The 23,551-nt window shown below is 73.5% G+C and carries 22 protein-coding genes; 7 read left to right on the top strand and 15 right to left on the bottom strand.

Annotation, left to right across the window (positions count from 1 at the left end):
• Nucleotides 1-2: 2 nt before the first annotated feature.
• Both narJ and narI read left to right on the top strand, forming a co-directional pair.
• Nucleotides 3-497: a nitrate reductase molybdenum cofactor assembly chaperone gene (narJ, locus tag BJ961_RS12365; protein WP_271321347.1), complete on the top strand. Its 495-nt coding sequence runs from the start codon at nucleotides 3-5 to the stop codon at nucleotides 495-497.
• The gene (gene narI / locus BJ961_RS12360; RefSeq protein ID WP_271321346.1) at nucleotides 494-1,216 is read left to right on the top strand and encodes a respiratory nitrate reductase subunit gamma; all 723 of its coding nucleotides are present in this window, start codon (nucleotides 494-496) and stop codon (nucleotides 1,214-1,216) included. Before narJ ends, narI begins: the two co-directional genes overlap by 4 nt.
• A 60-nt stretch (nucleotides 1,217-1,276) precedes the next feature.
• Here narI and BJ961_RS12355 read toward each other — a convergent pair whose 3' ends face one another.
• The 6 genes from BJ961_RS12355 to BJ961_RS12330 form a co-directional block, all read right to left on the bottom strand.
• The gene (locus BJ961_RS12355) at nucleotides 1,277-1,702 is read right to left on the bottom strand and encodes an OsmC family protein (RefSeq protein WP_115745177.1); all 426 of its coding nucleotides are present in this window, start codon (nucleotides 1,700-1,702) and stop codon (nucleotides 1,277-1,279) included.
• A gap of 87 nt (nucleotides 1,703-1,789) precedes the next feature.
• On the bottom strand, nucleotides 1,790-3,589 hold the full coding sequence (locus tag BJ961_RS12350; protein WP_271321345.1) for a vWA domain-containing protein: 1,800 nt from the start codon (nucleotides 3,587-3,589) through the stop codon (nucleotides 1,790-1,792).
• Entirely contained in the window at nucleotides 3,586-4,647 is a 1,062-nt protein-coding gene (locus BJ961_RS12345; RefSeq protein WP_271321344.1) for an ATP-binding protein, read from the bottom strand. The genes BJ961_RS12350 and BJ961_RS12345 overlap by 4 nt, the downstream gene beginning before the upstream one ends.
• 78 nt (nucleotides 4,648-4,725) lie before the next feature.
• The gene (locus BJ961_RS12340) at nucleotides 4,726-6,126 is read right to left on the bottom strand and encodes an amino acid permease (RefSeq protein WP_271321343.1); all 1,401 of its coding nucleotides are present in this window, start codon (nucleotides 6,124-6,126) and stop codon (nucleotides 4,726-4,728) included.
• An 81-nt stretch (nucleotides 6,127-6,207) separates the two neighbouring features.
• Complete coding sequence (locus BJ961_RS12335; RefSeq protein ID WP_271321342.1) at nucleotides 6,208-8,349, bottom strand: phage holin family protein; 2,142 nt, start codon at nucleotides 8,347-8,349, stop codon at nucleotides 6,208-6,210.
• 116 nt (nucleotides 8,350-8,465) lie between these two features.
• Nucleotides 8,466-8,864 carry a hypothetical protein gene (locus BJ961_RS12330; protein WP_271321341.1) on the bottom strand — a complete coding sequence of 133 codons (399 nt, stop codon included), beginning with the start codon at nucleotides 8,862-8,864 and terminating at the stop codon, nucleotides 8,466-8,468.
• A gap of 94 nt (nucleotides 8,865-8,958) precedes the next feature.
• On the opposite strand from BJ961_RS12330, the gene BJ961_RS12325 reads away from it, so the two are divergent.
• On the top strand, nucleotides 8,959-9,732 hold the full coding sequence (locus BJ961_RS12325; protein WP_271321340.1) for an MBL fold metallo-hydrolase: 774 nt from the start codon (nucleotides 8,959-8,961) through the stop codon (nucleotides 9,730-9,732).
• The gene (locus BJ961_RS12320; protein ID WP_271321339.1) at nucleotides 9,729-10,355 is read left to right on the top strand and encodes a DedA family protein; all 627 of its coding nucleotides are present in this window, start codon (nucleotides 9,729-9,731) and stop codon (nucleotides 10,353-10,355) included. Before BJ961_RS12325 ends, BJ961_RS12320 begins: the two co-directional genes overlap by 4 nt.
• A gap of 24 nt (nucleotides 10,356-10,379) precedes the next feature.
• Here the strand turns inward: BJ961_RS12320 and BJ961_RS12315 are convergent, their stop codons facing one another.
• The 7 genes from BJ961_RS12315 to BJ961_RS12285 form a co-directional block, all read right to left on the bottom strand.
• Nucleotides 10,380-11,540 (bottom strand): MBL fold metallo-hydrolase, encoded by a 1,161-nt coding sequence (locus BJ961_RS12315; RefSeq protein WP_271321338.1) that lies wholly within the window; start codon nucleotides 11,538-11,540, stop codon nucleotides 10,380-10,382.
• The gene (locus BJ961_RS12310; RefSeq protein WP_271321337.1) at nucleotides 11,537-12,871 is read right to left on the bottom strand and encodes an aminotransferase class I/II-fold pyridoxal phosphate-dependent enzyme; all 1,335 of its coding nucleotides are present in this window, start codon (nucleotides 12,869-12,871) and stop codon (nucleotides 11,537-11,539) included. Before BJ961_RS12310 ends, BJ961_RS12315 begins: the two co-directional genes overlap by 4 nt.
• A gap of 206 nt (nucleotides 12,872-13,077) precedes the next feature.
• Nucleotides 13,078-14,106 carry a hypothetical protein gene (locus BJ961_RS12305; protein WP_271321336.1) on the bottom strand — a complete coding sequence of 343 codons (1,029 nt, stop codon included), beginning with the start codon at nucleotides 14,104-14,106 and terminating at the stop codon, nucleotides 13,078-13,080.
• Between the two features lie 221 nt (nucleotides 14,107-14,327).
• Nucleotides 14,328-15,128: an RNA polymerase sigma factor SigF gene (locus BJ961_RS12300; RefSeq protein ID WP_271321335.1), complete on the bottom strand. Its 801-nt coding sequence runs from the start codon at nucleotides 15,126-15,128 to the stop codon at nucleotides 14,328-14,330.
• 302 nt (nucleotides 15,129-15,430) lie between these two features.
• Nucleotides 15,431-15,847 carry a VOC family protein gene (locus BJ961_RS12295; protein WP_271321334.1) on the bottom strand — a complete coding sequence of 139 codons (417 nt, stop codon included), beginning with the start codon at nucleotides 15,845-15,847 and terminating at the stop codon, nucleotides 15,431-15,433.
• Between the two features lie 5 nt (nucleotides 15,848-15,852).
• The gene (locus tag BJ961_RS12290) at nucleotides 15,853-16,299 is read right to left on the bottom strand and encodes a helix-turn-helix transcriptional regulator (protein WP_271321333.1); all 447 of its coding nucleotides are present in this window, start codon (nucleotides 16,297-16,299) and stop codon (nucleotides 15,853-15,855) included.
• A gap of 61 nt (nucleotides 16,300-16,360) precedes the next feature.
• Complete coding sequence (locus BJ961_RS12285) at nucleotides 16,361-18,751, bottom strand: excinuclease ABC subunit UvrA (protein WP_271321332.1); 2,391 nt, start codon at nucleotides 18,749-18,751, stop codon at nucleotides 16,361-16,363.
• A gap of 251 nt (nucleotides 18,752-19,002) precedes the next feature.
• On the opposite strand from BJ961_RS12285, the gene BJ961_RS12280 reads away from it, so the two are divergent.
• Nucleotides 19,003-19,410, top strand: coding sequence for a DUF2795 domain-containing protein (locus BJ961_RS12280; RefSeq protein ID WP_271321331.1), 408 nt, complete (start codon nucleotides 19,003-19,005; stop codon nucleotides 19,408-19,410).
• A 294-nt stretch (nucleotides 19,411-19,704) separates the two neighbouring features.
• Nucleotides 19,705-20,247: a type 1 glutamine amidotransferase domain-containing protein gene (locus BJ961_RS12275; protein ID WP_271321330.1), complete on the top strand. Its 543-nt coding sequence runs from the start codon at nucleotides 19,705-19,707 to the stop codon at nucleotides 20,245-20,247.
• An 84-nt stretch (nucleotides 20,248-20,331) separates the two neighbouring features.
• Here BJ961_RS12275 and BJ961_RS12270 read toward each other — a convergent pair whose 3' ends face one another.
• On the bottom strand, nucleotides 20,332-20,586 hold the full coding sequence (locus BJ961_RS12270) for a DUF6158 family protein (RefSeq protein WP_271321329.1): 255 nt from the start codon (nucleotides 20,584-20,586) through the stop codon (nucleotides 20,332-20,334).
• A gap of 62 nt (nucleotides 20,587-20,648) precedes the next feature.
• Between BJ961_RS12270 and BJ961_RS12265 the strand changes: the two genes are divergently transcribed.
• On the top strand, nucleotides 20,649-21,770 hold the full coding sequence (locus BJ961_RS12265) for a baeRF2 domain-containing protein (RefSeq protein WP_271321328.1): 1,122 nt from the start codon (nucleotides 20,649-20,651) through the stop codon (nucleotides 21,768-21,770).
• Nucleotides 21,771-21,809: 39 nt separating this feature from the next.
• Here BJ961_RS12265 and BJ961_RS12260 read toward each other — a convergent pair whose 3' ends face one another.
• The gene (locus BJ961_RS12260; RefSeq protein ID WP_271321327.1) at nucleotides 21,810-23,429 is read right to left on the bottom strand and encodes an ABC-F family ATP-binding cassette domain-containing protein; all 1,620 of its coding nucleotides are present in this window, start codon (nucleotides 23,427-23,429) and stop codon (nucleotides 21,810-21,812) included.
• Nucleotides 23,430-23,551 lie beyond the last annotated feature (122 nt).

Genomic DNA, 23,551 nt, shown 5'->3' with positions numbered 1-23,551 from the left:
CGATGCCCGGCTTCGAAGTGCTGTACCAGGCGGCGGCGCTCTGTCTGACGTATCCCGACGACGACTTCCGCGCCCGGTTGCCCCTGCTGCGCGAGGCGGCGCCGCAACTGCGCGGTTTCACCGACCACGCGGCGGCGACCGGGCAGGGCGAACTCCAGGCGCACTACGTGGAGGTCTTCGACTTCAAGAACCGGCACAGCCTGTACCTGAGCTGGTGGACCGACGGCGACACCCGCAACCGGGGGATGTCCCTGGTCCGGTTCAAGGAGCTGTACCGCGCGCACGGCCTGGAGTTCACCGGCGAGGAGCTGCCGGACTTCCTGCCGGCGGTCCTGGAGTTCGTCTCCCGCACCGGGGACATGGGGATGCTCACCGAGCACCGCGACGCCCTGGACCAGCTGCGCGCCCGGCTCACCGCCTTCGGCACGCCCTACGCGTGCGTCCTGGACGCGGTGTGCGCCACCCTGCCGCCCGCACCCACCGGAGCCCGCCGATGAACGTCTTCCTGTGGGGCGTCCTGCCCTACGCCGCCTTCGCACTGCTGATCGCGGGCCTGGTCTGGCGGCACCGCTACGACCGCTTCGGCTGGACGACGCGCTCCTCGCAGGTCTACGAGTCGAAGCTCCTGAACATCGCGTCGCCGGTCTTCCACTACGGCATCCTGTTCGTGCTCGCCGGCCATCTGATCGGTCTGTTCGTCCCGGCGTCCTGGACGCAGTCGATCGGCATCAGCGAGCACGCCTACCACCTGTTCTCGCTGTACGGCGGCACCGTCTCCGGGGTCCTCGCGGTCGCGGGGATCGGGATGCTGGTCTACCGGCGCCGCACCAAGGCACCGGTCTTCCGTGCCACCACGGCCAACGACAAGTTCATGTACGTCTTCCTGCTCGGCGCCCTGCTCCTCGGCATGATCGCCAAGCTGTCCGACACCTCGGGCAACGGCTACGACTACCGCAGCACCATCGCGCCCTGGTCGCGCAGCCTGTTCACGCTGAACCCGAAGACGGAGCTGATGGCGGGCGTCCCGGTGCTGTACCACATGCACGCGGTGGTCGGGATGGTGCTGATCGCCCTGGTGCCCTACACGCGGCTGGTGCACATGTTCAGCGCGCCCCTGCAGTACCTGACCCGGCCCTACGTGGTCTACCGGTCGCGCGACCCCAGACAGCTGGGGCCGCGCCCGGACCGGCGGGGCTGGGAGCGCGCGGGCTCCTAGCGTCCTGTCCGACTGTCCGACTGTCCGACTGTCCGACTGTCCGACTGTCCGACTGTCCGACTAGGCCAGCTTGGCCGACAGGGTGATGGTCGTGCCGGTCAGGGCCTGACTGACCGGGCAGTTCTTCTTGGCGTCCTCGGCGGCGGCGACGAACGCGTCGTTGTCCAGGCCGGGGACGGTGCCCTCCACGGTGAGGTGGATGCCCGTGATGCCCTCGCCGGGCTGGAAGGTGACGTCGGCGGAGGTGGTGAGCTTGGTGGGCGGGGTGCCGGCGCCGGCCAGGCCGTTCGACAGCGCCATGGAGAAGCAGCTGGAGTGGGCGGCGGCGATCAGCTCCTCGGGGCTGGTCTTCCCGTTGGCCTTCTCGGCGCGCGACGGCCACGACACCGGCTGCTCGCCGATGCCGGACGAGTCGAAGGTGACGACACCGTTGCCCTCGAGCAGGTTGCCTTCCCAGACGGTGTGTGCGGAGCGCGTGGTTGCCACGGCGGGTCCTCTCGAATTCGCTTGCTGTACTGGGGCGGTGGTTGCCCGTGTGTGCGGGTTCCCGCCCCCATCCGATCACACTCCGGCTCAGCTCACCCGGAAGACCTGCCCTCGGGCCGTGAACGGCAGCCGCGCGCCCTGCGGAATCAGGTAGGCGTGCTCGCGCCGCACCCGCAGGACGTCGCACCAGCCGTCGGTGATGACGAGGACCGGCGCGGTGGACGGGAAGTCGTCCGCGCGCAGCAGCAGGTCGACGCCGGGCTGCAGGACGGTGCCGCCCCGGCCGTGCACCCGCACCCGGCCGGCGATGTCCGTCACGGGCAGGTACCCGGCGTCGTGCGGTGCGGCGTCGCAGAACACGACGCGGGCGGCGGGGACGTCGCGGGCCCCGGCGTAGGAGGCGATGGCGCCGAGCGCCTTGCCGAGCAGGGTGCGGTCCATGGAGCCGGAGGTGTCCAGGACGACGCCGAAGGTACAGCGTGCGATCTCCTCGGGCGGGAAGTACCGTCCGGCGCGCGGGATGTCGGGGGTGGCGGCCTGGCGCCGCGAGGGCCGCGCGTAGGAGCGTACGGGCTCGGGGCGGGGCACGAACTCGTCGAACCAGCGGGCGAGCCGGGCGTCCCAGGGCAGCGGCGGATGGCTGAGCGCGCGGATCTCCTCGACCAGGCCGCCGGGCAGGAACCCGCGCCCCTGCCGCTGGTGCAGATCGAAGCCCTGGGCCAGGCCCCGGCGGTAGAAGCCGTCGAGGTCGACGTAGTCGCGGGGCGAACCGAGCGGGGCGCCGAGCACGTCGCCGACGCCCTTGCCGCGCGGGGTGGACAGGCGGCGCAGGCGGCGCAGGTCGTCGGCGATGCGGTCGTAGACCTCCTCGGCGGAGAGCCCGGCCAACTCCGGGTCGTGCAGCAGACCCTCGGGCATGGTGCCGACCTGCATCTCGACGAGCCAGCCGTTGATGACGTAGTCGCAGGCCACGTTGAACAGGTACGGGTCGCGGGTGCCGCAGCGGTCGCCGTGGCGCAGGGCCGCGTGCAGCATCTCGTGGGCCAGGACGAACCGCCATTCCTCGTCGTCGTACTGGCGCAGCGGGTTGACGTAGATCTCCCCCGCCTCGGCGTTGACTGCGGCCACGGAGATGCCGTGGGCGCGGGCGAGTTCGGCGTCGGCGACGAGGGTGATGCCGGAGGCGATGCCGCCGAGGAGGGGATAGGAGGAGACGAACCAGCTCAGGGCCTGCTGCCAGGGGTGCCGGCGGGGCGCCTCGCCGTCCATGGAGTCTCGGCGTCCGCCCGCCATGTCCAGCGCGGTGGAGACGGTCCGGGTCAGCGCGCTCGCGAACGTCGTCTGCCAGTCCGGGACCTGCCCCAGCCAGCCGTTCCACGGCACGAGGAGCTGGTCGGTGCCGTGGCCCGCGGTGCCGCAGTGCTCGTACACGGCCGGTACGCCGTCCCGGCGCCAGCGCGCGGCGAGCCGCTCCTCGTCGCCGTCGGGGTAGGAGGCGGGAAGGTCGTCCGGGGCGCGTCCGACACGGAAGCCGAGCAGGAAGCGGTTGACGACGGCGCAGCGTGCGGCCAGGTCGGCGCGGTCCGGCTGGGTGCGTTCGCCGGTGGCCGCGGGGACGTGGCCGAAACCGAGGTGGAGGGCCGCGTGGGCGAGGGCCCAGGCCCACAGGGCGGGCTCGGTGAGCCGGTCCGGGTGGGCGTGCGCGACGCCGTCGGAGTCGACCCGGACCAGCCCGCCCCGGGGCGCGACGGGGCACTTCTCCCGGCGGCAGACGGTGAACCGGACGGCGCCCAGCGCGGGGTCGGCGCGGACCAGCCGCAGCCCCTCCTCGAAGGCCTCCGCCGCCAGGTCCCGCTTCTTCTTCCCCTTGGCCGGGGAGCGGCTCATCGGCGGGCCTCCACCAGCCGGGGCATGTCCCGGGCGGCCTCGACGAGGAACCAGGCGGGCAGCACCGGGTTGCCGTCGGCGTCGGAGGCGATGACGCTCTGAGCGACCTCCACGGAGATCTCCGCGAGCTGCACGAGCAGCGACTTGGCGCGGTAGGCGGTCTGGCGGCCGTTCGCCGACATGTGCTCCTTGCTCGCGGGGAGTTCCTTGACCAGGCGGCCGCGGAAGGACTCCGCGAGGTAGTAGAGCAGGTCGCGGTCCTGGAGGCGGTGGGGCCAGCGGGCCTCGCCCTTGAGGATCGCCTCGATGCCGAACCGGCTGCGGACGATCTTGACGTAGCCGCGGAAGGCGGTCGCGTGGGCGGGGGTGAGCGTGCCGTGTGCGAGGACCTTCAGGGTCTCCTCGTCGAGGTCCTGGCCGAAGGAGTGCAGGGCGTCGGAGAGCATGTGCCAGGAGCGCGGCGTGGAGAACGGTTCCTCGGTCTTGGGCGGCTTGGACCACAGGTGGTCGGGGCGGTCGGTGAGGTGGTCGGTGATCCAGGGGTGGATGCCGTTCTCGGCGGCCCAGACCAGCCAGTCCTTCGCTGAGGCGTCCAGGTGGACGTGGGTGAGGCGGTTGACCAGCGCGGAGGCGATGGGGCGGGCCAGCGCGTTGTCGGTGGCGCGGTTTCCGGCGCCGATGACGATGGAGCCCTTGGGCAGCTCGTAGGTGCCGATGCGGCGGTCGAGGATGAGCGAGTAGAACGCCTTCTGCACGTCCGGGGTGGCCGCGTTCAGCTCGTCCAGGAAGAGGCAGTACGGCTCGTCGCGGGCGATGGACTCCGGCGGGCAGAACACCGACCGGCCGTCCCGGATCTGCGGGACGCCGATCAGGTCCTCCGGCGCCAGCTGCGTGCCGAGCAGGCTCACGCACTCCAGGCCCAGCGAGTCGGCGAAGTTCCTCACCAGGGAGGACTTGCCGATGCCGGGTGCGCCCCACAGGAACACCGGCCGCACGGTGGCGAGGCCGAGCAGCAGTTCCGGGAGGCGGGCGGGAGTGACGGTGACGGCTGCCTGCACGCAGGGGCTCCTTGGCGGGAACGGGTCGGGAGGTGACCGGCCCAGTGTGCGGGCCCCCGGTGTCCCCGCGCAGCCGAATTACGGGCCGGCGGGCCCCTCCGCGCGCCGCCTGCGGGCCGCCATCACCGCGTACACGAGCACGCCCGCGAAGAGGAACAGCACGCCCTGGTAGACCGCCGCGTACCCGGCGCCCGCTACCAGCCACAGGGAGAAGGCCGCCGCGACCGCCGCGATCACGCCGTCGCGGGCCAGGCGGGCCCGGTCGACCTTCTCGCCCTGTCCGGAGACCAGGTGGAAGAGCTGGGCGGCGGTGGCCAGCAGGTAGGGCACGGTGGCGGTGAAGGTGGTGACGAGGACCAGGACCTCGAAGACCTTCGCCGAGCCGGACGTGTAGTTGTAGACGGTGAGCAGGGAGGCGAGGACGACGGTGACGCCGACGCCGACGGTGGGGACACCGCGCCGCTTGCGGGCGAACGCGGCCGGGAAGAGGCCGTCCTTGGCCGCCGCGTAGGGCGTCTGGGCGCTGAGCAGGGTCCAGCCGTTGAGGCAGCCGGTCATCGACACCAGGGCGGCCAGCGCGACGGCCCAGCCGCCCCAGGCGCCGCCGAACATGGCGTTCACGGCGTCCGAGAAGGGCGCGGCCGAGGCGATCAGGCGGTCGTGGGCGACGGTGCCGAAGACGGAGAGGGTGCCCAGCAGGTAGACGAGGGCGGCGCCCGCGGTGCCGATGACCGTGGCGCGGCCGACGGTGCGGCGGGGGTCCTTGACCTCGCCGGCGCTGACGGCGGCGGACTCCACGCCGAGGTAGGAGAAGAGCAGGATCGCGGCGGCGGCGGAGACCGCGCCGATGCCGCTGGAGCCGCTCGCGTTGAACGGGCCGAGGTTGTCCGCGTCGAAGAAGAACAGCCCGCCGACGGCGACGAGCAGCAGCGGTGCGAACTTCAGCACGGTGGACACCAGCTGGACCGCGCCCACGTAGCGGCTGCCCGCGAAGTTGGCGAGCGCGGGCAGCCACTGGATGACGAGGGCCGCGAGGCAGGCGGTCCAGCGGTGGTCGTTCACCGGGATCAGGACGTCGAGGTAGCCGACGGCGGCGACGGCGAGCGCCGCGTTGGACACCCAGGTGGTGATCCAGTACGCCCAGGCGGCGAGGAACCCGGCGAAGTCGCCGAAGGCCTCACGGGCGTAGACGTAGGGGCCGCCGGTGCGGGGGTCGCGGGCGGCGAGGCGGCCGAAGACCAGGGCGAGGGCGATCGCGCCGACGGTCAGGACGCCGAAGGCGAGGAGGCTGATGGTGCCGAAGGGCGCGACGGAGGCCGGGAGCAGGAAGATGCCGCCGCCGATGATGTTGCCCATGACCAGGGCGGTGGCGACGGGGAGCCCGAAGCGGCGGGCGTGCCGGGTGGTGTCGGGTGCGGGCGCCGCAGGTGTCTCCTGCGGGTCCGGAGCCGGTGGGGGGACGGTCCCGGTGACGTGCATGGGGTGGTGCGCCTCTCATGGAACGGGGCCCGGGATCGCCGGACCCGCCCATGGTCGGACACTGTCCGGCCTTGTTCCAAATCAGGCGCTTTTGTCCTGTACGAGCCCGTCGGCGACGGGAAATGGTGCGCCCTCGACGACGTTCGGCCGTGATTCCTCCGCGCCCACGGGGACCTGCGGGCCGTTCGACTCGCGCAGCCAGTGGCGCAGCACCCGGTGGACCTGTTCCGCGCCGACGATCTCCTCGCCCTGACCGGCCGGCGCGGACAGCACGACCGGCGACAGCAGGAAGGCGCGCGACTGGGCGCCGCCGAGTCCGCCGTGGGAGCCGATCTGCTCCTCGAAGGCGAGGACCTCGCCGTCGGCCGGGTCGTGGAAGGAGTTGACCATGATGTCGGCGGTGTGCGGGAAGGAGTGCGTTCGGCGTACGGCGTCGGCGGCGCCGGGCCCGAAGGGGGCGAGGGGGCCGGGGTTCTCGTCGAGCTTCTCCAGGGGAACCTCGGTGCCGTGCGCGCCGAGCACGACGCCGCCGTGCTCCTCGCTGCGCACCAGCAGGAAGCCGATGCCGGGGTGGTTGGCGAGGGTCGGCAGCAGGGCGGGGTGGCGGGCGTCGATCTCCTCCCGGGTCATCCGGTGCGGCACGTCCGGGAAGGAGACCAGGCCCAGGTTGCCGGAGGCCAGCACGATCGGCTCGGAGCGGCGCCCGGAGGGGGTGTCGGCGGGGCGCTGCTGTCCGGCGCCCTCCTCGACGGGGCGGTGCAGCGCGGCCCGTACGGTGTTGCGCGCCTCGGCGCCGCTGCGGGTGCGCCGGGCGCTGCGCGGCACGGGCAGTCCGCAGCCGGCCCGCACCAGGTCGCCGAGGTTCAGCCCGTAGCGGGCGCGGAAGGTCTCGCCGGGACTCTGCCCGTGGTCGGACAGGACGACGATCCGGTACGTGCGGGGGGCGTGGTCGGCGACGTTCTCGATCAGGGCGAGGGCCCGGTCGAGGCGCCCGAGGACCTTCGCGGCATCCCGGCCGCCCGGCCCGGAGTGGTGCGCCACCTCGTCGTACGCCACCAGGTCGGCGTAGACGGCGGTGCGTCCGGCGAGCATGTCGCCCATCACCGCGGCGACGACGACATCGCGTTCGACGACGGTCGCGAAGGCGCGGACGAGGGGGTAGAGGCCACCCCGGGAGACACGCGGGCGGACCTTGTGGACGCGGGCGCGGGTGGACTGGCCGATCTCGCGGCACACCTCGGCGACGAAGGACATCGCGGTGCGCACGGCGTTGGCCGGGTCGGAGAAGTAGGCGAAGTAGCCGGCCCGGGAGCGGGTCTCCCGGCTGCGGCGGCGGGCGGCTATGGACAGCACGAGGGCCTGTTCGTCGGCGCCGCCGCCGAACAGGTTGCCGCGGCTGGCGCCGTCGAGGCTGAGCAGCCCGCCGTCGCCGGTGCGCCGGACCGCGCGGTACTGGAGTTCGGCGGCGCTGGTCGGGCGGTTGCAGACCATGACCTCGCCGCTGTCCTTCTCGTACCAGCGGAACGCGGGGATGTCGTGGTTGCTGCCGTGCAGGATGCCGAGCTGGCTGGCGCCGGTCTGGCTGGACCAGTCGGTGCGCCACAGGTCGAGCCGGTGGGTGGCGGAGGCCCCGTCGCGGCCGAGCCAGCGGGCGACGGTGGGCATGGTGCCGTTGTCGACGGCCTCCTTCAGGACGTCGTGGCCGACGCCGTCGAGCTGGAGGAAGACGGTGCCGGGCCCGGCCGGGCAGGGCGGCCCCGATCTGCGCCGGCGGTCGGCGAGGCGGTAGAGGCGGCGCCGGTAGGCGTCGTCGTCGCGCACGGCCAGGGCACCGCCGGTGGCGGAGGCGACGGCGGACATGACGGCGGCCACCACGACCGCCGTCTCGGGGGCGACACCGCCGCGCCCGGCCGGGTTCACGTCGATCGCGAGGAGCAGCAGCCCGCCGTTGAGGAAGAAGACCAGCAGGCCGAGGACGAGGGCCGGCACCAAAAGCAGCATGCGCACCAGGAGCGGCCACACCAGGGCGGAGAGCAGGCCGAAGGCTCCTGCGCCGATCGCGGCGGTCATGGCGATGTCGGTCGCGCTGTCGCCGTCGGGCGACTGCAGCCGGAAGTCCGGCAGGATGCCGGCGAGTACGAGCATGGTGAGGGTCGACACGGCCCACACCGCGACACTCCGCCCGATCTGACTGGCGACCCGGCGCCAACGGCCTCCGCTCACGTCCCGCACACCTCACGTCCCCGGCCCGTCGTCCGTGCGGGCCCTCCCCACCCTGCCACAACGCTCCGGGGTGCCCGTTTGTCCCCCGGGGTCCGGTTCACACCCCGCGCGGGCGGTCAGCGGCCGTCGTATCCGGCGGTGGGCATCGACAGTCTGCGGTGCACGCAGGCCTTCATCCGGGCGTCGTAGGAGGGTTCCGCGTGGCCGACGGTCTCGACGCGGACGCCGCGCCGCGCGCACTCCGCGGTGAATTCCGCCACGGACGACAGCGCGCTCTCCAGCACCCGGCGGCTGGGCGCGACGAACAGGTCGCCCGCGCGCACGCCGTCCCACAGGGCTCCGTGGTCGTGCCGCAGGCCGCGCACCAGCAGCTCCCTGGCGACGACGTAGCCCTGCTCCGCGGCCCAGCGGGCGCACATGGCGTACTGGCTGCGGGAGTCGACCAGGAAGGGGTCGTCGTCCAGTTGTTCCAGCGGTGTCAGACTCGCGATCGCCGTCACTCGCACCGGCCCCATGGTGTCCCCCCTCACCTCCCGTCACCTCCCGTTTTCGCCGCCGACCCTACTCCTGGACGTAGGCTTCGGGGAGTCGCGCGAAGGAGGCAAAGGAGTGCCGGTGGAGCTCACGTGGTGGGGTCACGCCACCTGCACGGTCGAGGACTCGGACATCCGGGTGCTCACCGACCCCTTGTTCGTACGCCGGCTCGCCCACCTGCGCCGCAGGCGGGGCGCGGTGCCGCCGCCGGACGCGTGGCGGGCGGACGTGGCGCTGGTGTCCCATCTGCACGCCGACCATCTGCATGTGCCGTCGCTCGCGCGGCTCGCGCCGGGCACGCGCCTCCTCGTGCCCCGGGGCGCACGACGGGCGGTGCCGGGGTTGCGCCGGCTCGGGCACCTGGAGGTGACCGAGGTGTCCGCCGGTGATGTCACGGACGTCGGTGACCTGCGCGTACGCGCGGTGCCGGCGCGGCACGACGGGCGGCGGCTGCCGGTCGGACGGCATCGCGTCCCCGCGCTCGGCTTCGTCGTCGAGGGGGAGGCGCGGACGTACTTCGCCGGGGACACGGGCCTGTTCGACGGCATGGAGAAGGAGGTCGGGCCGGTCGACGCGGCCCTGCTGCCGGTGGGCGGCTGGGGCCCCTACCTGGGCGCGGAGCACCTGGACGCGGGGCGTGCGGCCGAGGCGCTCGCCCGGCTGGCGCCGCGCACGGCGGTGCCGGTGCACTACGGCACGTACTGGCCGATCGGGATGGACTCCGTGCGCCCCCACGAGTTCCACACGCCGGGCGAGGAGTTCGTGCGCCTGTCGGCACTGCGCGCGCCGGGCGTGGCGGTACACCGGCTGGGGCACGGCGAGAGTGTGCGGGTGGAGGTCGCGCGGTGAGTTGGCTGGGGGCCGCGGCGGTGAACATTCCGACGGAGCCGACGCAGCAGGCGTTCGGCTATCCGTCGCTGTTCCTGCTCGTCCTCATCGGGGCGCTGGTGCCGGTGGTGCCGACGGGCGCGCTGGTGAGTTCGGCGGCCGTGGTGGCGATGCACCAGACGGTGCCGTTCGCCATGCTGACGGTGTTCGTGACGGCGTCGCTGGCCGCGTTCTGCGGGGACATGGCGCTGTACTGGCTCGGCCGGCGCGGGGTCGGTTCGAAGAACGGCTCGCGCTGGCTGGAGGCGATCCGGTCGCGGGCGCCGGAGGACCGGCTGGAGCAGGCGCAGGAGAAGCTCGCCGAGCACGACGTCGCGGTCCTGGTGCTCTCCCGTCTGGTGCCTGCCGGGCGGATACCGGTGATGCTGGCCTGCCTGCTGGCCCAGTGGCCGCTGCGCCGGTTCGCCCGGGGCAACCTGCCGGCCTGCCTGGCCTGGGCGGTGACGTACCAGCTGATCGGAATTCTCAGCGGCGCGCTGTTCGACAGACCGTGGGAGGGGGTGGCCGCGGCCATCGCGCTCACCGTCCTGGTCAGCGTGGCGCCGGGCGTGTGGCGGCGGTTCCGGGGCCCGGCCAAGGCGTAGGGCTGCGGCGGGCGCGGGGCGCGGCTAGTCCAGGACCCGGGAGCCGCCGACCGGCAGGTCCCAGAGGTGTTCGCGGGGCAGGCCCGCCCGTTGCCAGGCGGCGCGTACGCGGGTCAGCGGCTCCAGTACCGGTTCGGCCGACAGGACGAACGTGCCCCAGTGCATCGGCGCCATGCGGCGCGCGCCGACGTCCTGGGCGGCTCGCACCGCCTCCTCCGGGTCGCAGTGCACGTCGCTGAGCCACCAGCGCGGGTCGTAGGCGCCGATGGGGAGGAGGGCGAGGTCGATGCCGGGGTAGCGGCGGCCGATACGGGCGAACCAGTGGCCGTACCCGGTGTCGCCGGCGAAGTAGACGCGCCTGCCGTCGGGGGCGGTGAGCACCCAGCCGCCCCACAGCGTGCGGCATGTGTCGGTGAGGCTGCGCTTGGACCAGTGGTGGGCCGGTACGAAGTCGAGGCGGGTGCCGTTCACCTCGCTCGCCTCCCACCAGTCCAGCTCGGTGACGCGCGTGAAGCGGCGCCGGTGGAACCAGTGGCCGAGTCCGGCGGGCACGAAGACGGGGGTGTCGCGCGGCAGCCTGCGCAGCGTGGGGGCGTCCAGGTGGTCGTAGTGGTTGTGGCTGATGACGACGGCGTCGACGCGGGGCAGGGCGCTCCAGGCGACGCCGACGGGGGTGACGCGGGCCGGGGTGCCGAGGATGCGGCGGGACCAGACCGGGTCGGTGAGCACGGTGAGGCCGCCGATCCGCACCACCCAGCTGGCGTGTCCGGCCCAGGTGACGGCGACGGTGCGCGCGTCGCCCCGGGGCAGCGGGGCGGGGGCGTAGGGCAGCCGGGGAATGTCGGCGAGGCCGGCGGGGCCGGGTCTGACCGCCCCCTCGCGGGCGAATCTGGCGAAGGCCTTCAGCCCCGGAAGGGGCGCCGTCAGCCGGTCGTGGAAGGTTCGCGGCCAGACCCGGCGCTCGGCCGGCGGCCGGGGTGCGGCGAGCGGCGGGTACGAGGAGGCGGCGGCGGGCGGAGAGGGAGCGGACGCGGTGCCCGCCGAGGCTTCGGTGTCCTCGGTGTCCGCTGCTTCTCCGGTGCCTCCGGTGCCTCCGGTGGCTCCCTCGGCTTCCGTGTGGCCGGTGTCTCCGGTGGGGGCGGCGGAGGTGGGGGTGCTCGTGGTCGACCGGGGCTGCTGCGTCATCGAGGGGGCTCCCTTCGCCGAGCGTCGCGGAGATCGTCGAAGACCGACTTCAGACCGGTCAACGCGCGTCGCACGTGTGGCAGTTCCAACGGGTCGGGGGACGTGAGGCACTCGGCCCGCTGGTCGTCGGTGCCGGCGCCGAGCAGCGGGCCGGTGGCGAGCCGGACCCGCAGGGCCGGCAGGTCGTCGCCGAAGCGGTGTCCGCCGGGGGCGGGCATGCCGAGTCGGGCGGTGAGGAAGTCCTCCAGTTCCTGGGCGTCGCCGACGCCCTGCGCGCCGAGCGCGTCGCGCAGCGGGCCGAGGTCGGCGTACAGGTGGCGGCCGGCCTGCGGTGGCCGGGCGGTGGCTCCCGCGGTGACGACGGCCGTGTGCACGGCGGCGGCCACGCGCGCGTGCAGGTCTACAGCGGCCGTCCGGCGTGCGGTGACCGGCTCGGGTTCGCCGAGCGCGTATCCGGCCGCGGCGGCGACGGGGGCGGCGATGCGGGCTCCGAGCGCGGTGAGCACGTCGAGCACGCGCGCGTGCAGGCCGTCTCCGGCGGCGGACGCGGGGAAACGGGCCACGGCGGCGGGCCAGGCCGAGGGCAGCAGCGCGCCGGCCAGGTCGGTGACGACGGTGACTCGCTCGGGCAGCATCTCGGCGGGGCTGAGGATCACGGTGGCGTGCGGGTCGTGCAGGGTGTCGCGCCAGGTCTCGTCGCTGACCAGGTGCAGCCCCTCGCCGGCGGCCGCCTCGACGGTCTCGTGCAGCAGTTCGGGCGGGGCGACGGTGCCGGTGGGGTCGTCGGCGACGGAGAGCACGAGCAGCCGGGGGTCGCCGCCCTCGGCTCGGACCCGGCGGACGGTCTCCAGGAGGGCGTACGAGTCGGGCACCCCGCCCGACTCGGCGGGTGTCGGGACGTGGAAGACGGGTCTGCCCAGCAGGCGCGCGTACGGTGCCCACCAGGCGGCGCAGGGGCGGGGCACCAGGACGTCGCCGCCGAGCGCGGCGGTCAGCGCGAGCAGAAGGGCGCCCGCACCGGGGGCGGCGGCCAGGTGGCCGGGCTCGGTGGTCAGGCCGCGGCGGTCCCAGTAGCCGCTCGCCGCGTCCAGGAGAGCGGCGGCGCCCCCGGCCGGTTCACCTCGGGCACGGCCCGCGGCGGCGGCGAGTACGGCCGACAGTTCGGGCAGCACCGGCAGCCCGTCGTCGGAGAAGTGGGGTCCGTACCGGACGGGGCCGTGCCCGACGGGCCTCTGTCCGACAGGGTCTTCGGTCCCGGTGGCAGAGCCGTCGTGGCCGGTGCCGGGGTCCTCGTGGCCGGTGGCGGGGTCCTCGGGGTCCGTGCGCCGCATGCGTACCTCCGCGCGGTCCGTGGTGCCTGTCCGTGCCGTGCCGTGCCCTGTCGCTTTCGGGCCGGGTGCCCGCTCGCCGGCCGTTGATCCCCGTACCCACCGAGGGACTCGTCCCCCACCGTGGTCCCCGTACCCACCGTGTCCTCGCGCCATGGCTCCGGCTTCCGTTGCGCGCGTCACACGTGGGCCCGCGACCGTGCCGCCGGTCAGTGCTCGCCGCCCTCCCCGCGCAGGCGGAGCCGCAGTCGGTGCGCGGCCGCGCCGCAGGCGCCCGCGATCAGGACAGCACCGGCGACCAGGGCGGGAACCGAGTCGCTGAAGGTCCCGCCCGTACCGGCCCGTACCCCGTGCTCCGCCGTGGCACCGCCGCACGACCGGCCCTGCGCGGACGGCTCGGCGCGCGGGGCGGTGGACCCAGGGCACGGGGGCTCGGTGGTGGCGCAGGGCGTGCCGTGCGTCGAGGTCCCCGCGCGCGGGGCGGCGGATTCCCGGCACGCCGGCTCGGCGGCACCGGCGCCGCTCTCCCCCGGCACCGTCATGGTCGCGCTCCACGGGTCGCCCTCGCCTCCGGAGGCGTCCGGGCAGGCGCCGTCGACGGTCCAGTCGTCCGCAGCACCTTCCGGAGCCTCGCTCAGGCCCTCGTCCGCGCCCACCGGGCCCTCGTTCGGGCTCTCCGTGTCCGCCGCGTCGTCTGCGGACCGTTCGGCCCGGAAGTCCTCGGCGGCGGCTATGCGCGCGGTGCCGCGGTAGGCCGTCCCGGACGCCGTTCCGGCGTCGGCCGCCACCTTGCGCAGCGCGACGGTGCCTTCGTCGAAGGCCGGTGAGGTGGCTTCGAGGGTGTCCGGCGCGGTCCCGCCAGTCGGGCCGCAGGAGACCGAGACGGTGACGGTGCCGCCGGGGGCGACGTCCGCCGGGCTGACCTGCGCGCTGGCCCGCCCGGTGGCCGGTGGGAGGGCCTCCTCGGCGGAGGGCGGGGGCAGGACTCCCGCGTCGTCGCCGGGCGGCGGGGGTACGGCTGCCGCGTCGTCGCCGGGCCGCGGGAGTACGGCTCCCGGGTCGTCGCCGGGAGGCGGGGCGACGGGATTCCCGGCGTCGCCGGGAGGCGGGGGGACGGGATTCCCGGCATCGGCGGGCGGCGGGGGGACGCCCGGGTCGGCCGCACCTGATCCCGCGAAGACACCGAGGGCGGCACTGGCCAGAACGGCGACGGACACGGCGCGGGCGGTGCGGCGCATGGGGCGGGCTCCTTCGAGCGACGGCGGCGGGGGCACGGCACTCGCGCCCCCGCCGCCATCACAGCCCGCCCGGCACGGGCACGCGCGTCACCGTGCGCCGTTCGCGCGAACGGACCGCCCGAGCGGGTGAGGCCGAGGTTTCGGGACACCCGCCGCCGGCTGTCCTCTCCGCCGCGCCCCACGCGCCGCGGTGCCCGCCGCCGGTTCCGGCACGGACCCCGTCACGCCTCCTGGTCGGGGTCCCGCAGTACCTGCTCCCGTACCCGGTCGCAGCAGCGGGAGATCAGGCGGGAGACGTGCATCTGCGAGATGCCGAGCTGTTCGGCGATGCGGCTCTGGGTCATGTCGTCGAAGAAGCGCATGTAGAGGATGGCGCGCTCGCGCGGGGGCAGTGCGGCCAGCCTGTCCTTGACGGCCTCGCGGTCGACGACCGTGTCGAGAGCCGGGTCGGGGGCACCGAGCGCGTCACCGAGCGAGTAGCCGTCCTCGCTGCCGGGGAGTTCGGCGTCCAGGGACAGGGCGGTGAAGCTCTCCAGTGCCTCCAGCCCGACCCGGACGTCCTCCTCGCTGAGGTCGGCGCGCTCCGCGATCTCGGTGACGGTGGGCCTGCGGCCGGGGGTGGTCTGGGACAGGTCCTGGCCGGCGAAGCGCACGCGGTTGCGCAGTTCCTGGACCCGGCGCGGCACGTGCAGGGTCCACATGTGGTCGCGGAAGTGGCGCTTGATCTCGCCGGTGATGGTCGGCACGGCGTAGCTCTCGAAGGCGTTGCCGCGCTCGGGGTCGTAGCGGTCGACGGCCTTGACGAGGCCGAGTGCGGCGACCTGGCGCAGGTCCTCGTAGCTCTCGCCGCGGCTGCGGAACCGTCCCGCGAGCCGTTCGGCCATGGGCAGCCAGGCCTCGACGACCCGGTCGCGGACCGCGTCCCGCTCGGGACCGTCGGGAAGGGTGGCGAGTCGGCGGAACGCGTCGGTGGTGTCGGGGGCGTCGTCGTGCGGGTGCTTCACACTGGCGTGGATCGGCATGGTGCGTCGCAACTCCCTCGGAGCGCGGGGCCTGGCCGTCGCGCCGGACGGGGATCCGGTCGGCGCGACCCGCACGGGGGCGGCCGGAGGTTCGCAAAACCACCGGCGCGCGGGGCGGGCTGCACCGGTACGACGACACGACCCTGGGGTCGGGCGGTCACCGTGGGAGGACGTCCGGCCCCGGACGGACGCATCCGTGGCGGCGTCGCGCCGCTCCCACGGACGTGCCTCCTGTCCGAAGCACTGAACTTGCACCTGCCCCCTGTTGCCCACGGCAAACACCCGAATGCCCGCTCTTTGGCTCAGCCCTTGCGCGGCTGGTTGAAGCGCAGCATGTTCCCGGCCGGGTCGCGGAAGGCGCAGTCGCGGACGCCGTAGGGCTGGTCGACCGGTTCCTGGAGGACCTCGGCGCCCGCGGCACGGATGTGCTCGAAGGTGCTGTCGACGTCGTCGGTGGTGAGGATGACGCCGCGCAGCAGGCCCTTGGCCAGCAGTTCGGCCATGGCCTCCTTGTCGGTGGCTGAGGCGTTGGGGTCGGCGAGCGGGGGTTCGAGGACGATGTCCACGTCGGGCTGCGCCGGGGATCCGACGGTCACCCAGCGCATTCCCTCGAAGCCGACGTCGTTGCGGACCTCCATGCCGAGTACGTCCCGGTAGAAGGCGATCGCCTTGTCGTGGTCGTCGACGGCGATGAAGCACTGCGAGAGGTTGATGTCCATGTGCGTCACGCTACGGGCGGCGGCGCGGGCCGCGCTTCTCCGTTCCTGACCGACTCGCCGTTCCTCACCGGTCGGGTGCAGACCTTGGCGACGCAGGCCGGGATGGCGGCGCCGTCGGCGTGGTCGCGCTCGCGGTAGGCGCTCGGGCTCTCACCGACCAGTTCGGTGAAGCGCGAGCTGAACGACCCCAGCGAGGTACAGCCGACCGCGAAGCAGACCTCGGTGACGCTCATGTCGCCGCGCCGCAGCAGGGCCTTGGCGCGCTCGATGCGGCGCGTCATCAGGTAGCTGTACGGGGTCTCCCCGTAGGCGGCGCGGAAGCTGCGGGAGAAGTGGCCCGCCGACATGAGGGCGACGCGGGCCAGCGCCGGCACGTCGAGCGGTTCGGCGTACTCGCGGTCCATCAGGTCGCGGGCCCGGCGCAGCCGGGCCAGGTCCTCCAGGGTCGTCACACGACCACGATCCCACAGCGCCGGCCTGCGCCGGTACCGGCGCCGTGGAATCGGGGCGTGCTCAGGCGCCGACGTACGCCGCGAGGTGTTCGCCGGTGAGGGTGGAGCGGTCGGCGACGAGGTCGGCGGGGGTGCCTTCGAAGACGATCCGGCCGCCGTCGTGGCCGGCGCCGGGGCCGAGGTCGACGATCCAGTCGGCGTGCGCCATGACGGCCTGGTGGTGCTCGATGACGATGACCGACTTGCCGGCGTCGACCAGGCGGTCGAGCAGGCCGAGCAGTTGCTGGACGTCGGCGAGGTGCAGGCCGGTGGTCGGCTCGTCGAGGACGTACACGCCGCCCTTGCCGCCCATGTGCGTGGCCAGCTTGAGCCGCTGCCGTTCGCCTCCGGAGAGGGTGGTGAGGGGCTGGCCCAGGGTCAGGTAGCCGAGCCCGACGTCGGCGAGCCGGTCGAGGATCTTGTGTGCGGCGGGCAGACGCGCCTCGCCTTCGCCGAAGAACTCCCCGGCCCGGTCCACCGACATCGCGAGGACCTCGCTGATGTCCCGGCCGCCGAACCGGTACTCCAGCACCGAGGGCTGGAACCGCTTGCCCTCGCAGTCCTCGCAGGGAGCGGCGACGCCGGCCATCATCGCCAGGTCGGTGTAGATGACACCGGCGCCGTTGCAGGCGGGGCAGGCGCCCTCGGAGTTGGCGCTGAACAGGGCGGGCTTCACGCCGTTGGCCTTGGCGAAGGCCTTGCGGATCGGGTCGAGCAGTCCGGTGTACGTCGCCGGGTTGCTGCGGCGCGATCCCTTGATGGGGCTCTGGTCGACCGACACGACGTCCGCGCCGGCCGGGACGGAGCCGTGGATCAGCGAACTCTTGCCGGAGCCGGCGACCCCGGTGACCACGCAGAGCACGCCGAGCGGGATGTCGACGTCGACGTCCTGGAGGTTGTGCGTCCCCGCGCCGCGGATCTCCAGGGCGCCGGTGGCCTCACGCACCGTCCCCTTGAGCGAGGCCCGGTCGTCGAGGTGGCGGCCGGTGACGGTGTCGGCGGACCGCAGTTCCTCGACCGTGCCCTCGAAGCAGACGGTGCCGCCCGCGGTGCCGGCGCCGGGTCCGAGGTCGACGACGTGGTCGGCGACGGCGATCGTCTCCGGCTTGTGCTCGACGACGAGGACCGTGTTGCCCTTGTCCCGCAGCCGCAGCAGCAGGTCGTTCATGCGCTGGATGTCGTGGGGGTGCAGTCCGATGGTGGGCTCGTCGAAGACGTACGTGGTGTCGGTGAGCGAGGAGCCGAGGTGGCGGATCATCTTGACGCGCTGTGCCTCACCGCCGGACAGGGTGCCCGCCGGCCGGTCGAGCGAGAGGTAGCCGAGGCCGATCTCCACGAAGGAGTCGAGGGTGTCCCGCAACGCCGTGAGCAGCGGCGCCACCGAGGGTTCGTCGAGGTCGCGGGCCCATTCCGCCAGGTCCCGGATCTCCATGGCGCAGGCGTCGGCGATGGAGATCTTGCCGATCCTGGACGACCGGGCGCCCTCGCTCAGCCGGGTGCCCTCGCACTCGGGGCAGGTGGTGAAGGTGACCGCGCGCTCCACGAAGGCCCTGATGTGCGGCTGCATCGCCTCCTTGTCCTTGGACAGGAACGACTTCTGGATCTTCGGGATGAGACCTTCGTAGGTGAGGTTGACGCCGTTGACCTTCACCTTGACCGGGTCGCCGTACAGGAAGTCCCGGAGTTCCTTCTCGGTGTACTCGCGGATCGGCTTGTCCGGGTCGACGAAGCCGGACTGGGCGTAGACCTGCACGGTCCACTGGCTGTCCGACTTCCAGCCGGGGATGGTGAACGCGCCCTCGGCGAGCGACCTGGAGTCGTCGTAGAGCTGGGTGAGGTCGATGTCGGAGACGGTGCCGCGGCCCTCGCAGCGGGTGCACATGCCGCCGGTGCGCTGGAAGGTCGCCTTCACCGCCTTCTTGTTGCCGCGCTCCACGGTGATCGCGCCGCTGGCCCGGACCGAGGCGGTGTTGAAGGAGTACGCGCTGGGCGGGCCGATGTGCGGCTCGCCGAGGCGGCTGAAGAGGATGCGCAGCATCGCGTTGGCGTCGGTGGCGGTGCCGACGGTGGAGCGGGGGTCGGCGCCCATCCGCTGCTGGTCCACGATGATCGCGGTCGTCAGGCCGTCCAGGACGTCGACCTCGGGCCGCGCGAGGGTGGGCATGAAGCCCTGCACGAAGGCGCTGTAGGTCTCGTTGATCATCCGCTGCGACTCGGCGGCGATCGTGTTGAACACCAGCGAGCTCTTGCCCGAGCCGGAGACTCCGGTGAAGACCGTCAGACGGCGTTTGGGGATCTCGATACTGACGTCCTTGAGGTTGTTCTCGCGGGCGCCGTGCACGCGGATCCGGTCGTGGCCGTCGGCGGCGTGCGGCTCGGGCGCCTGCGTGCCCGTCCTCTTGGCGCTGCTCATCGTGTCTCCATCTGTCGGGGGCTCGGTGAAGGTGACGCCCTCAGTGCCTCGGTGGTCACACGCTAGAGGGGGCGCGACCGCCCGCGCTTCTCGATTACTGATCTGTGTTCTGTTCCGTCTTCGACCACCTTTGGGACCGGACCGGGCGCATACCGCCCCCCGGGAAATCGGAACGGACGCGTCCGGGGGAATCCGTGTCGGCCCGCGGTGTCCGGGTACGCGGTCGACACCCTGAAGAGCTGGAGGGAGACATGCAGCGAGGCAGCGACCGGATGAGCGTCCACCGCGACGACGAGATGAAGCACGAACTGCAGGGTCTGCTCAGGTCCGGGCACCCCACCCGCAGCGAGGAGTGGAACGACCCGGAACCGGCCGCCGAGGACGACCCGGACGTCACCTACGGACCGGTGACACCGGGCCGCGGGCCGACGTACCTGGAGGCCCTGCGGCTGGAACTGGCCCGGAACCTGACCCGGGGCAGCTTCCCCGCGGGACCGCGGGAACTGACCCGCACGCTGCGCCGCGGCCACGCGCCGGACGCCCTCGTCGAGGGCCTGGACCGGCTGCCGCACAAGGCGCGCTACGACAACGTCCAGGAACTGGCGGTGGCCCTGACCGAGAACGGCCCGCCGGGTCCTTCCGGACCGCGGGGCGCGTAGGCGCCGGGAGGCGGAAGCCCCGACCCCGCGGACGTGGTGACACCGACGCGCGAGCACGCCGTACGCCTGCTTGCCCGGTCCAAGTGGCCAGTCCACATGTGGCCGGTCACCGTGTGGCCGCACCACACGTGCCGGTCACCGTGTGGCCGGACCACACGTGGTCGAACGACACGTGGTCGAACGACACGTGGTCGAACGACACAACACGGCCGTAGGGCGCCTGCGGCCGCACGACACCCACGCCGAGCGGCGACACCGGCCGGCGTGCCGGGAAGAGAAGGGAGTCCCCATCGCATGCGTATCGCATTTCTCACCGCGCCCGAGGGCGTGGAACAGGTGGAGCTGACCGAGCCGTGGCAGGCGGCGAAGGACGCGGGGCACGAACCCGTGCTGGTCTCCACGCAGTCCGGCGAGATCCAGGGTTTCAACCACCTCGACAAGGCGGACACGTTCCCGGTCGACGAGGTGGTGGGCGACACGTCCGCGGACTCGTTCGGCGGTCTGGTCCTGCCCGGCGGCGTGGCCAACCCGGACTTCCTGCGGACCGACGCGAAGGCCGTGGCGTTCGTCAGGGACTTCTTCGAACAGGGCCGTCCGGTGGCCGCCATCTGCCACGCGCCGTGGACGCTCGTCGAGGCGGACGTGGTCCGGGGCCGGACCATGACCTCGTGGCCCAGTCTGCGGACGGACCTGCGCAACGCGGGGGCCACCTGGGTGGACGAGCAGGTGAAGGTCTGCGACCACGGCTCCAACGTGCTGGTCACCAGCCGCAAGCCGGACGACCTCAAGGCGTTCTGCGAGACCTACCTCGCGGAGTTCGCCAAGGCCGTCGGCTGAGTCACGGGCCAGCGCGGCGACGGGCCACCGGTGGCCCGTCGCCGCGCTCAGCCGCCACCCGGGGCGGGCGGGGCGAGCCGGTCCTCAGCCGCGTTCGCGGGCGCCCTCGCGGGTGCGGCCCGCGGCGACCGGGCGCCGGGGATTGCGGCGCAGCCACTCGCCCTCCAGCCGGGCCATGCGGTCGTTGTGGGCCCGCAGCGCGTCGTTGGACCCGTACAGCAGGGTGTCGTGGCGCGTGCGGTGGATGGTCTCCAGCTCTTTCATCAGCTGCTGGTCGTCCAGGCGGCCCGGGTCCACTCCGGTCCCGCCACCGCCGTCCCGCGTGTCGTGTTCGTTCATGCGTCCCGGGTACCCGCCCCGCAGCACTACCACCCCCGAGCGGCACCCGGGAGGGCAGCCACATGGATCTCGCGTTTCTGCACCCCCTCTACGAACACCAGGGACCCTGGGCCTCCGTCTACGTCGACCTCTCCCGGCACACGGAGGACACGGCCCACGAGCGTGAGCTGACGGCCGCCGCGGTGGCCCGGGAGCTGGCGGAGCAGGGCGCGGACGACGCCACCTGCCGGGCGGTGCGGGAGGCCGTCGACGGGCTGCGCCACGCCACCGACCCGCACGGGCGGGCCCTGTTCGCGTGTGCCGGGCAGGTGGTTCTCGACCCGCCGCTGGCCCGGCCCCCGTACGGCGGGACCACCGCCGACTGGGCGCCGCTGCCGCATGTCGCGCCGCTCCTCGACCTGGTCGGCGAGGACCCGGTGTGCGTGGTGGCGTACATCGACCGCAAGGGCGCCGACTTCGAGCTGCGCAGCGCGCTGGGCAGCTCGAACGCGGGCGGTGTGACCGGCCGGCAGTGGCCGGTGCACCGCACGAGCAGCGTGGACTGGTCGGAGCGCCACTTCCAGCTGCGCGTGGAGAACACGTGGGAGCACAACGCGGCGGAGATCGCCGACGCACTCGCCGTGTGCCAGGAGGAGACCGGCGCCGACCTGCTGATCCTGGTGGGGGACGACCGGGAGCGGCGGTCCGTGCACGAGCGGCTGCCGAGCCGTCTCCAGGAGCGGATCGCCGAGGCCTCGCGCGGCGCGGGCAGCAGGCTGCTGGACGACGAGGTGGAGCGGCTGCGCGACGACCACGTCCGCTCGCGCGCGCGGGAGGACCTGGACCGGTTCCTGGCCGCCCGCTCGCGGGACGACGAGGGCCGGGCCGGCGCGGCGGAGGGCGTGCCCGCGCTGGTCGAGGCCGCCCGGGAGCACCGCATCGACGAACTGCTGGTCATCCCGGACGCCCCCGACACGCACCGCGAGGTGTGGATCGGGGAGGACGCCGACCAGCTGGCGGTGCGCCGTACGGAGCTGAAGACCCTCGGCGAGCAGAACTCCTGGTCGGCCCGGGCGGACGACGCTCTGCTGCGCTCGGCGGTGATGACCGGTGCCCCGGCGATCTCGGTGACGCCGGCGCTGCCGTCGGAGGCCGCGGAGAAGGCACCGGTGGGCGGCCTGGGGGCGCTGCTGCGCTGGAAGTGACCCGGCGGCGGTCGCCCCGGCTCCGGGCGCCCCGGGACGTCAGCGCGCCCGCTCCACCCGCCGCTCGTCCCAGACCGGCTCCGCCGTCTCGCGCACGCGCCCGTCGCTGCCGAAGACCAGGTACCGGTCGAAGGAGCGAGCGAACCAGCGGTCGTGGGTGACCGCGAGCACGGTGCCCTCGAAGCCCTCCAGGCCCTCCTGGAGGGCTTCGGCCGATTCCAGGTCGAGGTTGTCGGTGGGCTCGTCGAGGAGGAGCGCGGTGACGCCCTGGAGTTCGAGCAGCAGGATCTGGAAGCGGGCCTGCTGGCCGCCGGAGAGCCGGTCGAAGGACTGCTCGGCCTGCTGGGTCAGCTCGTAGCGGCGCAGCCGGGACATGGCGGCGCCGCGGTCCTGGGCGTGCTCGGTCCACAGGATGTCCAGGAGGGCGCGGCCGAGCAGCTCGGGGTGGGCGTGGGTCTGCGCGAAGTGGCCGGGGACCACGCGTGCCCCGAGTTTCCAGTTCCCGGTGTGCGCCACGTCGTCGCCGGCCAGCAGCCGCAGGAAGTGCGACTTGCCGGAGCCGTTGGAGCCGAGGACCGCGACCCGTTCGCCGTAGAAGACCTCCAGGTCGAAGGGTTTCATCAGGCCGGTCAGTTCCAGCTGCTCGCAGGTGACGGCTCGGACGCCGGTGCGGCCGCCCTTCAGACGCATCCTGATGTCCTGCTCGCGCGGCGGCTCGGGCGGCGGTCCGGCCTCCTCGAACTTGCGCAGCCTGGTCTGGGCGGCGGCGTAACGGGACGCCATCTCGTGGCTGACCGCGGCCGCCTGACGCAGCGTCAGGACCAGTTTCTTGAGCTGGGCGTGCTTCTCGTCCCAGCGGCGGCGCAGTTCCTCGAAACGGGCGAAGCGTTCCCGGCGGGCCTCGTGGAAGGTGGCGAAGCCGCCGCCGTGCATCCAGGTGTCGGCGCCCGCGGGTCCCGGCTCGACGGAGACGATCTTCTGCGCGGCGCGGGCGAGCAGTTCGCGGTCGTGGGAGACGAAGAGCACGGTCTTGCGGGTCTCGGCGAGCCGCTCCTCGAGCCAGCGCTTGCCGGGCACGTCGAGGTAGTTGTCCGGCTCGTCGAGCAGCAGCACCTCGTCGGTGCCGCGCAGCAGGGCTTCCAGGACGAGGCGTTTCTGCTCGCCGCCGGAGAGCGTGCTCACCTGCCGCCACTGGGCCTTCTCGTACGGCGTCCCGAGCGCGGCGGTGGTGCAGATGTCCCACAGGGTCTCGGCCTCGTACCCGCGCGCCTCGGCCCAGTCGGCGAGTGCCTGCGCGTACGCCAGCTGGGCAGCCTCGTCGTCCACCGCCATGATCGCGTGCTCGGCGGTGTCGACGGCCCGCGCGGCCTCGCGGATACGGGGCTGCGCGACGGACACCAGCAGATCGCGCACGGTCGTCTCGTCCCGTACGGAGCCGACGAACTGGCGCATGACGCCGAGGCCGCCGGTGACGGTGACGGAGCCGCCGTGCGGCTTCAGCTCGCCGGCCAGCAGGCGCAGCAGGGTGGTCTTGCCCGCGCCGTTGGGTCCGACGAGGGCCACGACGGCCCCCTCCCCCACCCGGAAGGAGACGTCGCCGAGGAGCGCCCTCCCGTCGGGAAGGTAGTACTCCAGGTGCGCGGCTTCGAGGTGACCCATGGACCGGATTCTGCGGCTCCGGACGCGCTTCGGGCAAACCGTTTTCGGCCGCGCGACGGGGACGCGCGGCACGTGGGGCACGCCACCGGCAGGAAACGCCGTCCGCAGGGTAGGCGGGAGCC

The organism is Streptomyces lienomycini, from assembly GCF_027947595.1.
GTDB lineage: Bacteria > Actinomycetota > Actinomycetes > Streptomycetales > Streptomycetaceae > Streptomyces > Streptomyces lienomycini.
The sequence above is the reverse complement of the archived record's forward strand: the minus strand, read 5'-3'. Positions and strand labels throughout refer to the sequence as shown.

Coding starts and splice junctions, on each gene's coding strand:
- narI (WP_271321346.1), top strand. CDS start 494: ATGAACGTCTTCCTGTGGGGCGTCCTGCCCTACGCCGCCTTCGCACTG.
- BJ961_RS12300 (WP_271321335.1), bottom strand. CDS start 15,128: ATGCCGATCCACGCCAGTGTGAAGCACCCGCACGACGACGCCCCCGAC.
- BJ961_RS12295 (WP_271321334.1), bottom strand. CDS start 15,847: ATGGACATCAACCTCTCGCAGTGCTTCATCGCCGTCGACGACCACGAC.
- BJ961_RS12340 (WP_271321343.1), bottom strand. CDS start 6,126: ATGCACGTCACCGGGACCGTCCCCCCACCGGCTCCGGACCCGCAGGAG.
- BJ961_RS12330 (WP_271321341.1), bottom strand. CDS start 8,864: ATGGGGCCGGTGCGAGTGACGGCGATCGCGAGTCTGACACCGCTGGAA.
- BJ961_RS12270 (WP_271321329.1), bottom strand. CDS start 20,586: ATGAACGAACACGACACGCGGGACGGCGGTGGCGGGACCGGAGTGGAC.
- BJ961_RS12285 (WP_271321332.1), bottom strand. CDS start 18,751: ATGAGCAGCGCCAAGAGGACGGGCACGCAGGCGCCCGAGCCGCACGCC.
- BJ961_RS12305 (WP_271321336.1), bottom strand. CDS start 14,106: ATGCGCCGCACCGCCCGCGCCGTGTCCGTCGCCGTTCTGGCCAGTGCC.
- BJ961_RS12275 (WP_271321330.1), top strand. CDS start 19,705: ATGCGTATCGCATTTCTCACCGCGCCCGAGGGCGTGGAACAGGTGGAG.
- BJ961_RS12280 (WP_271321331.1), top strand. CDS start 19,003: ATGCAGCGAGGCAGCGACCGGATGAGCGTCCACCGCGACGACGAGATG.
- BJ961_RS12310 (WP_271321337.1), bottom strand. CDS start 12,871: ATGCGGCGCACGGACCCCGAGGACCCCGCCACCGGCCACGAGGACCCC.
- narJ (WP_271321347.1), top strand. CDS start 3: ATGCCCGGCTTCGAAGTGCTGTACCAGGCGGCGGCGCTCTGTCTGACG.
- BJ961_RS12315 (WP_271321338.1), bottom strand. CDS start 11,540: ATGACGCAGCAGCCCCGGTCGACCACGAGCACCCCCACCTCCGCCGCC.
- BJ961_RS12260 (WP_271321327.1), bottom strand. CDS start 23,429: ATGGGTCACCTCGAAGCCGCGCACCTGGAGTACTACCTTCCCGACGGG.
- BJ961_RS12350 (WP_271321345.1), bottom strand. CDS start 3,589: ATGAGCCGCTCCCCGGCCAAGGGGAAGAAGAAGCGGGACCTGGCGGCG.
- BJ961_RS12265 (WP_271321328.1), top strand. CDS start 20,649: ATGGATCTCGCGTTTCTGCACCCCCTCTACGAACACCAGGGACCCTGG.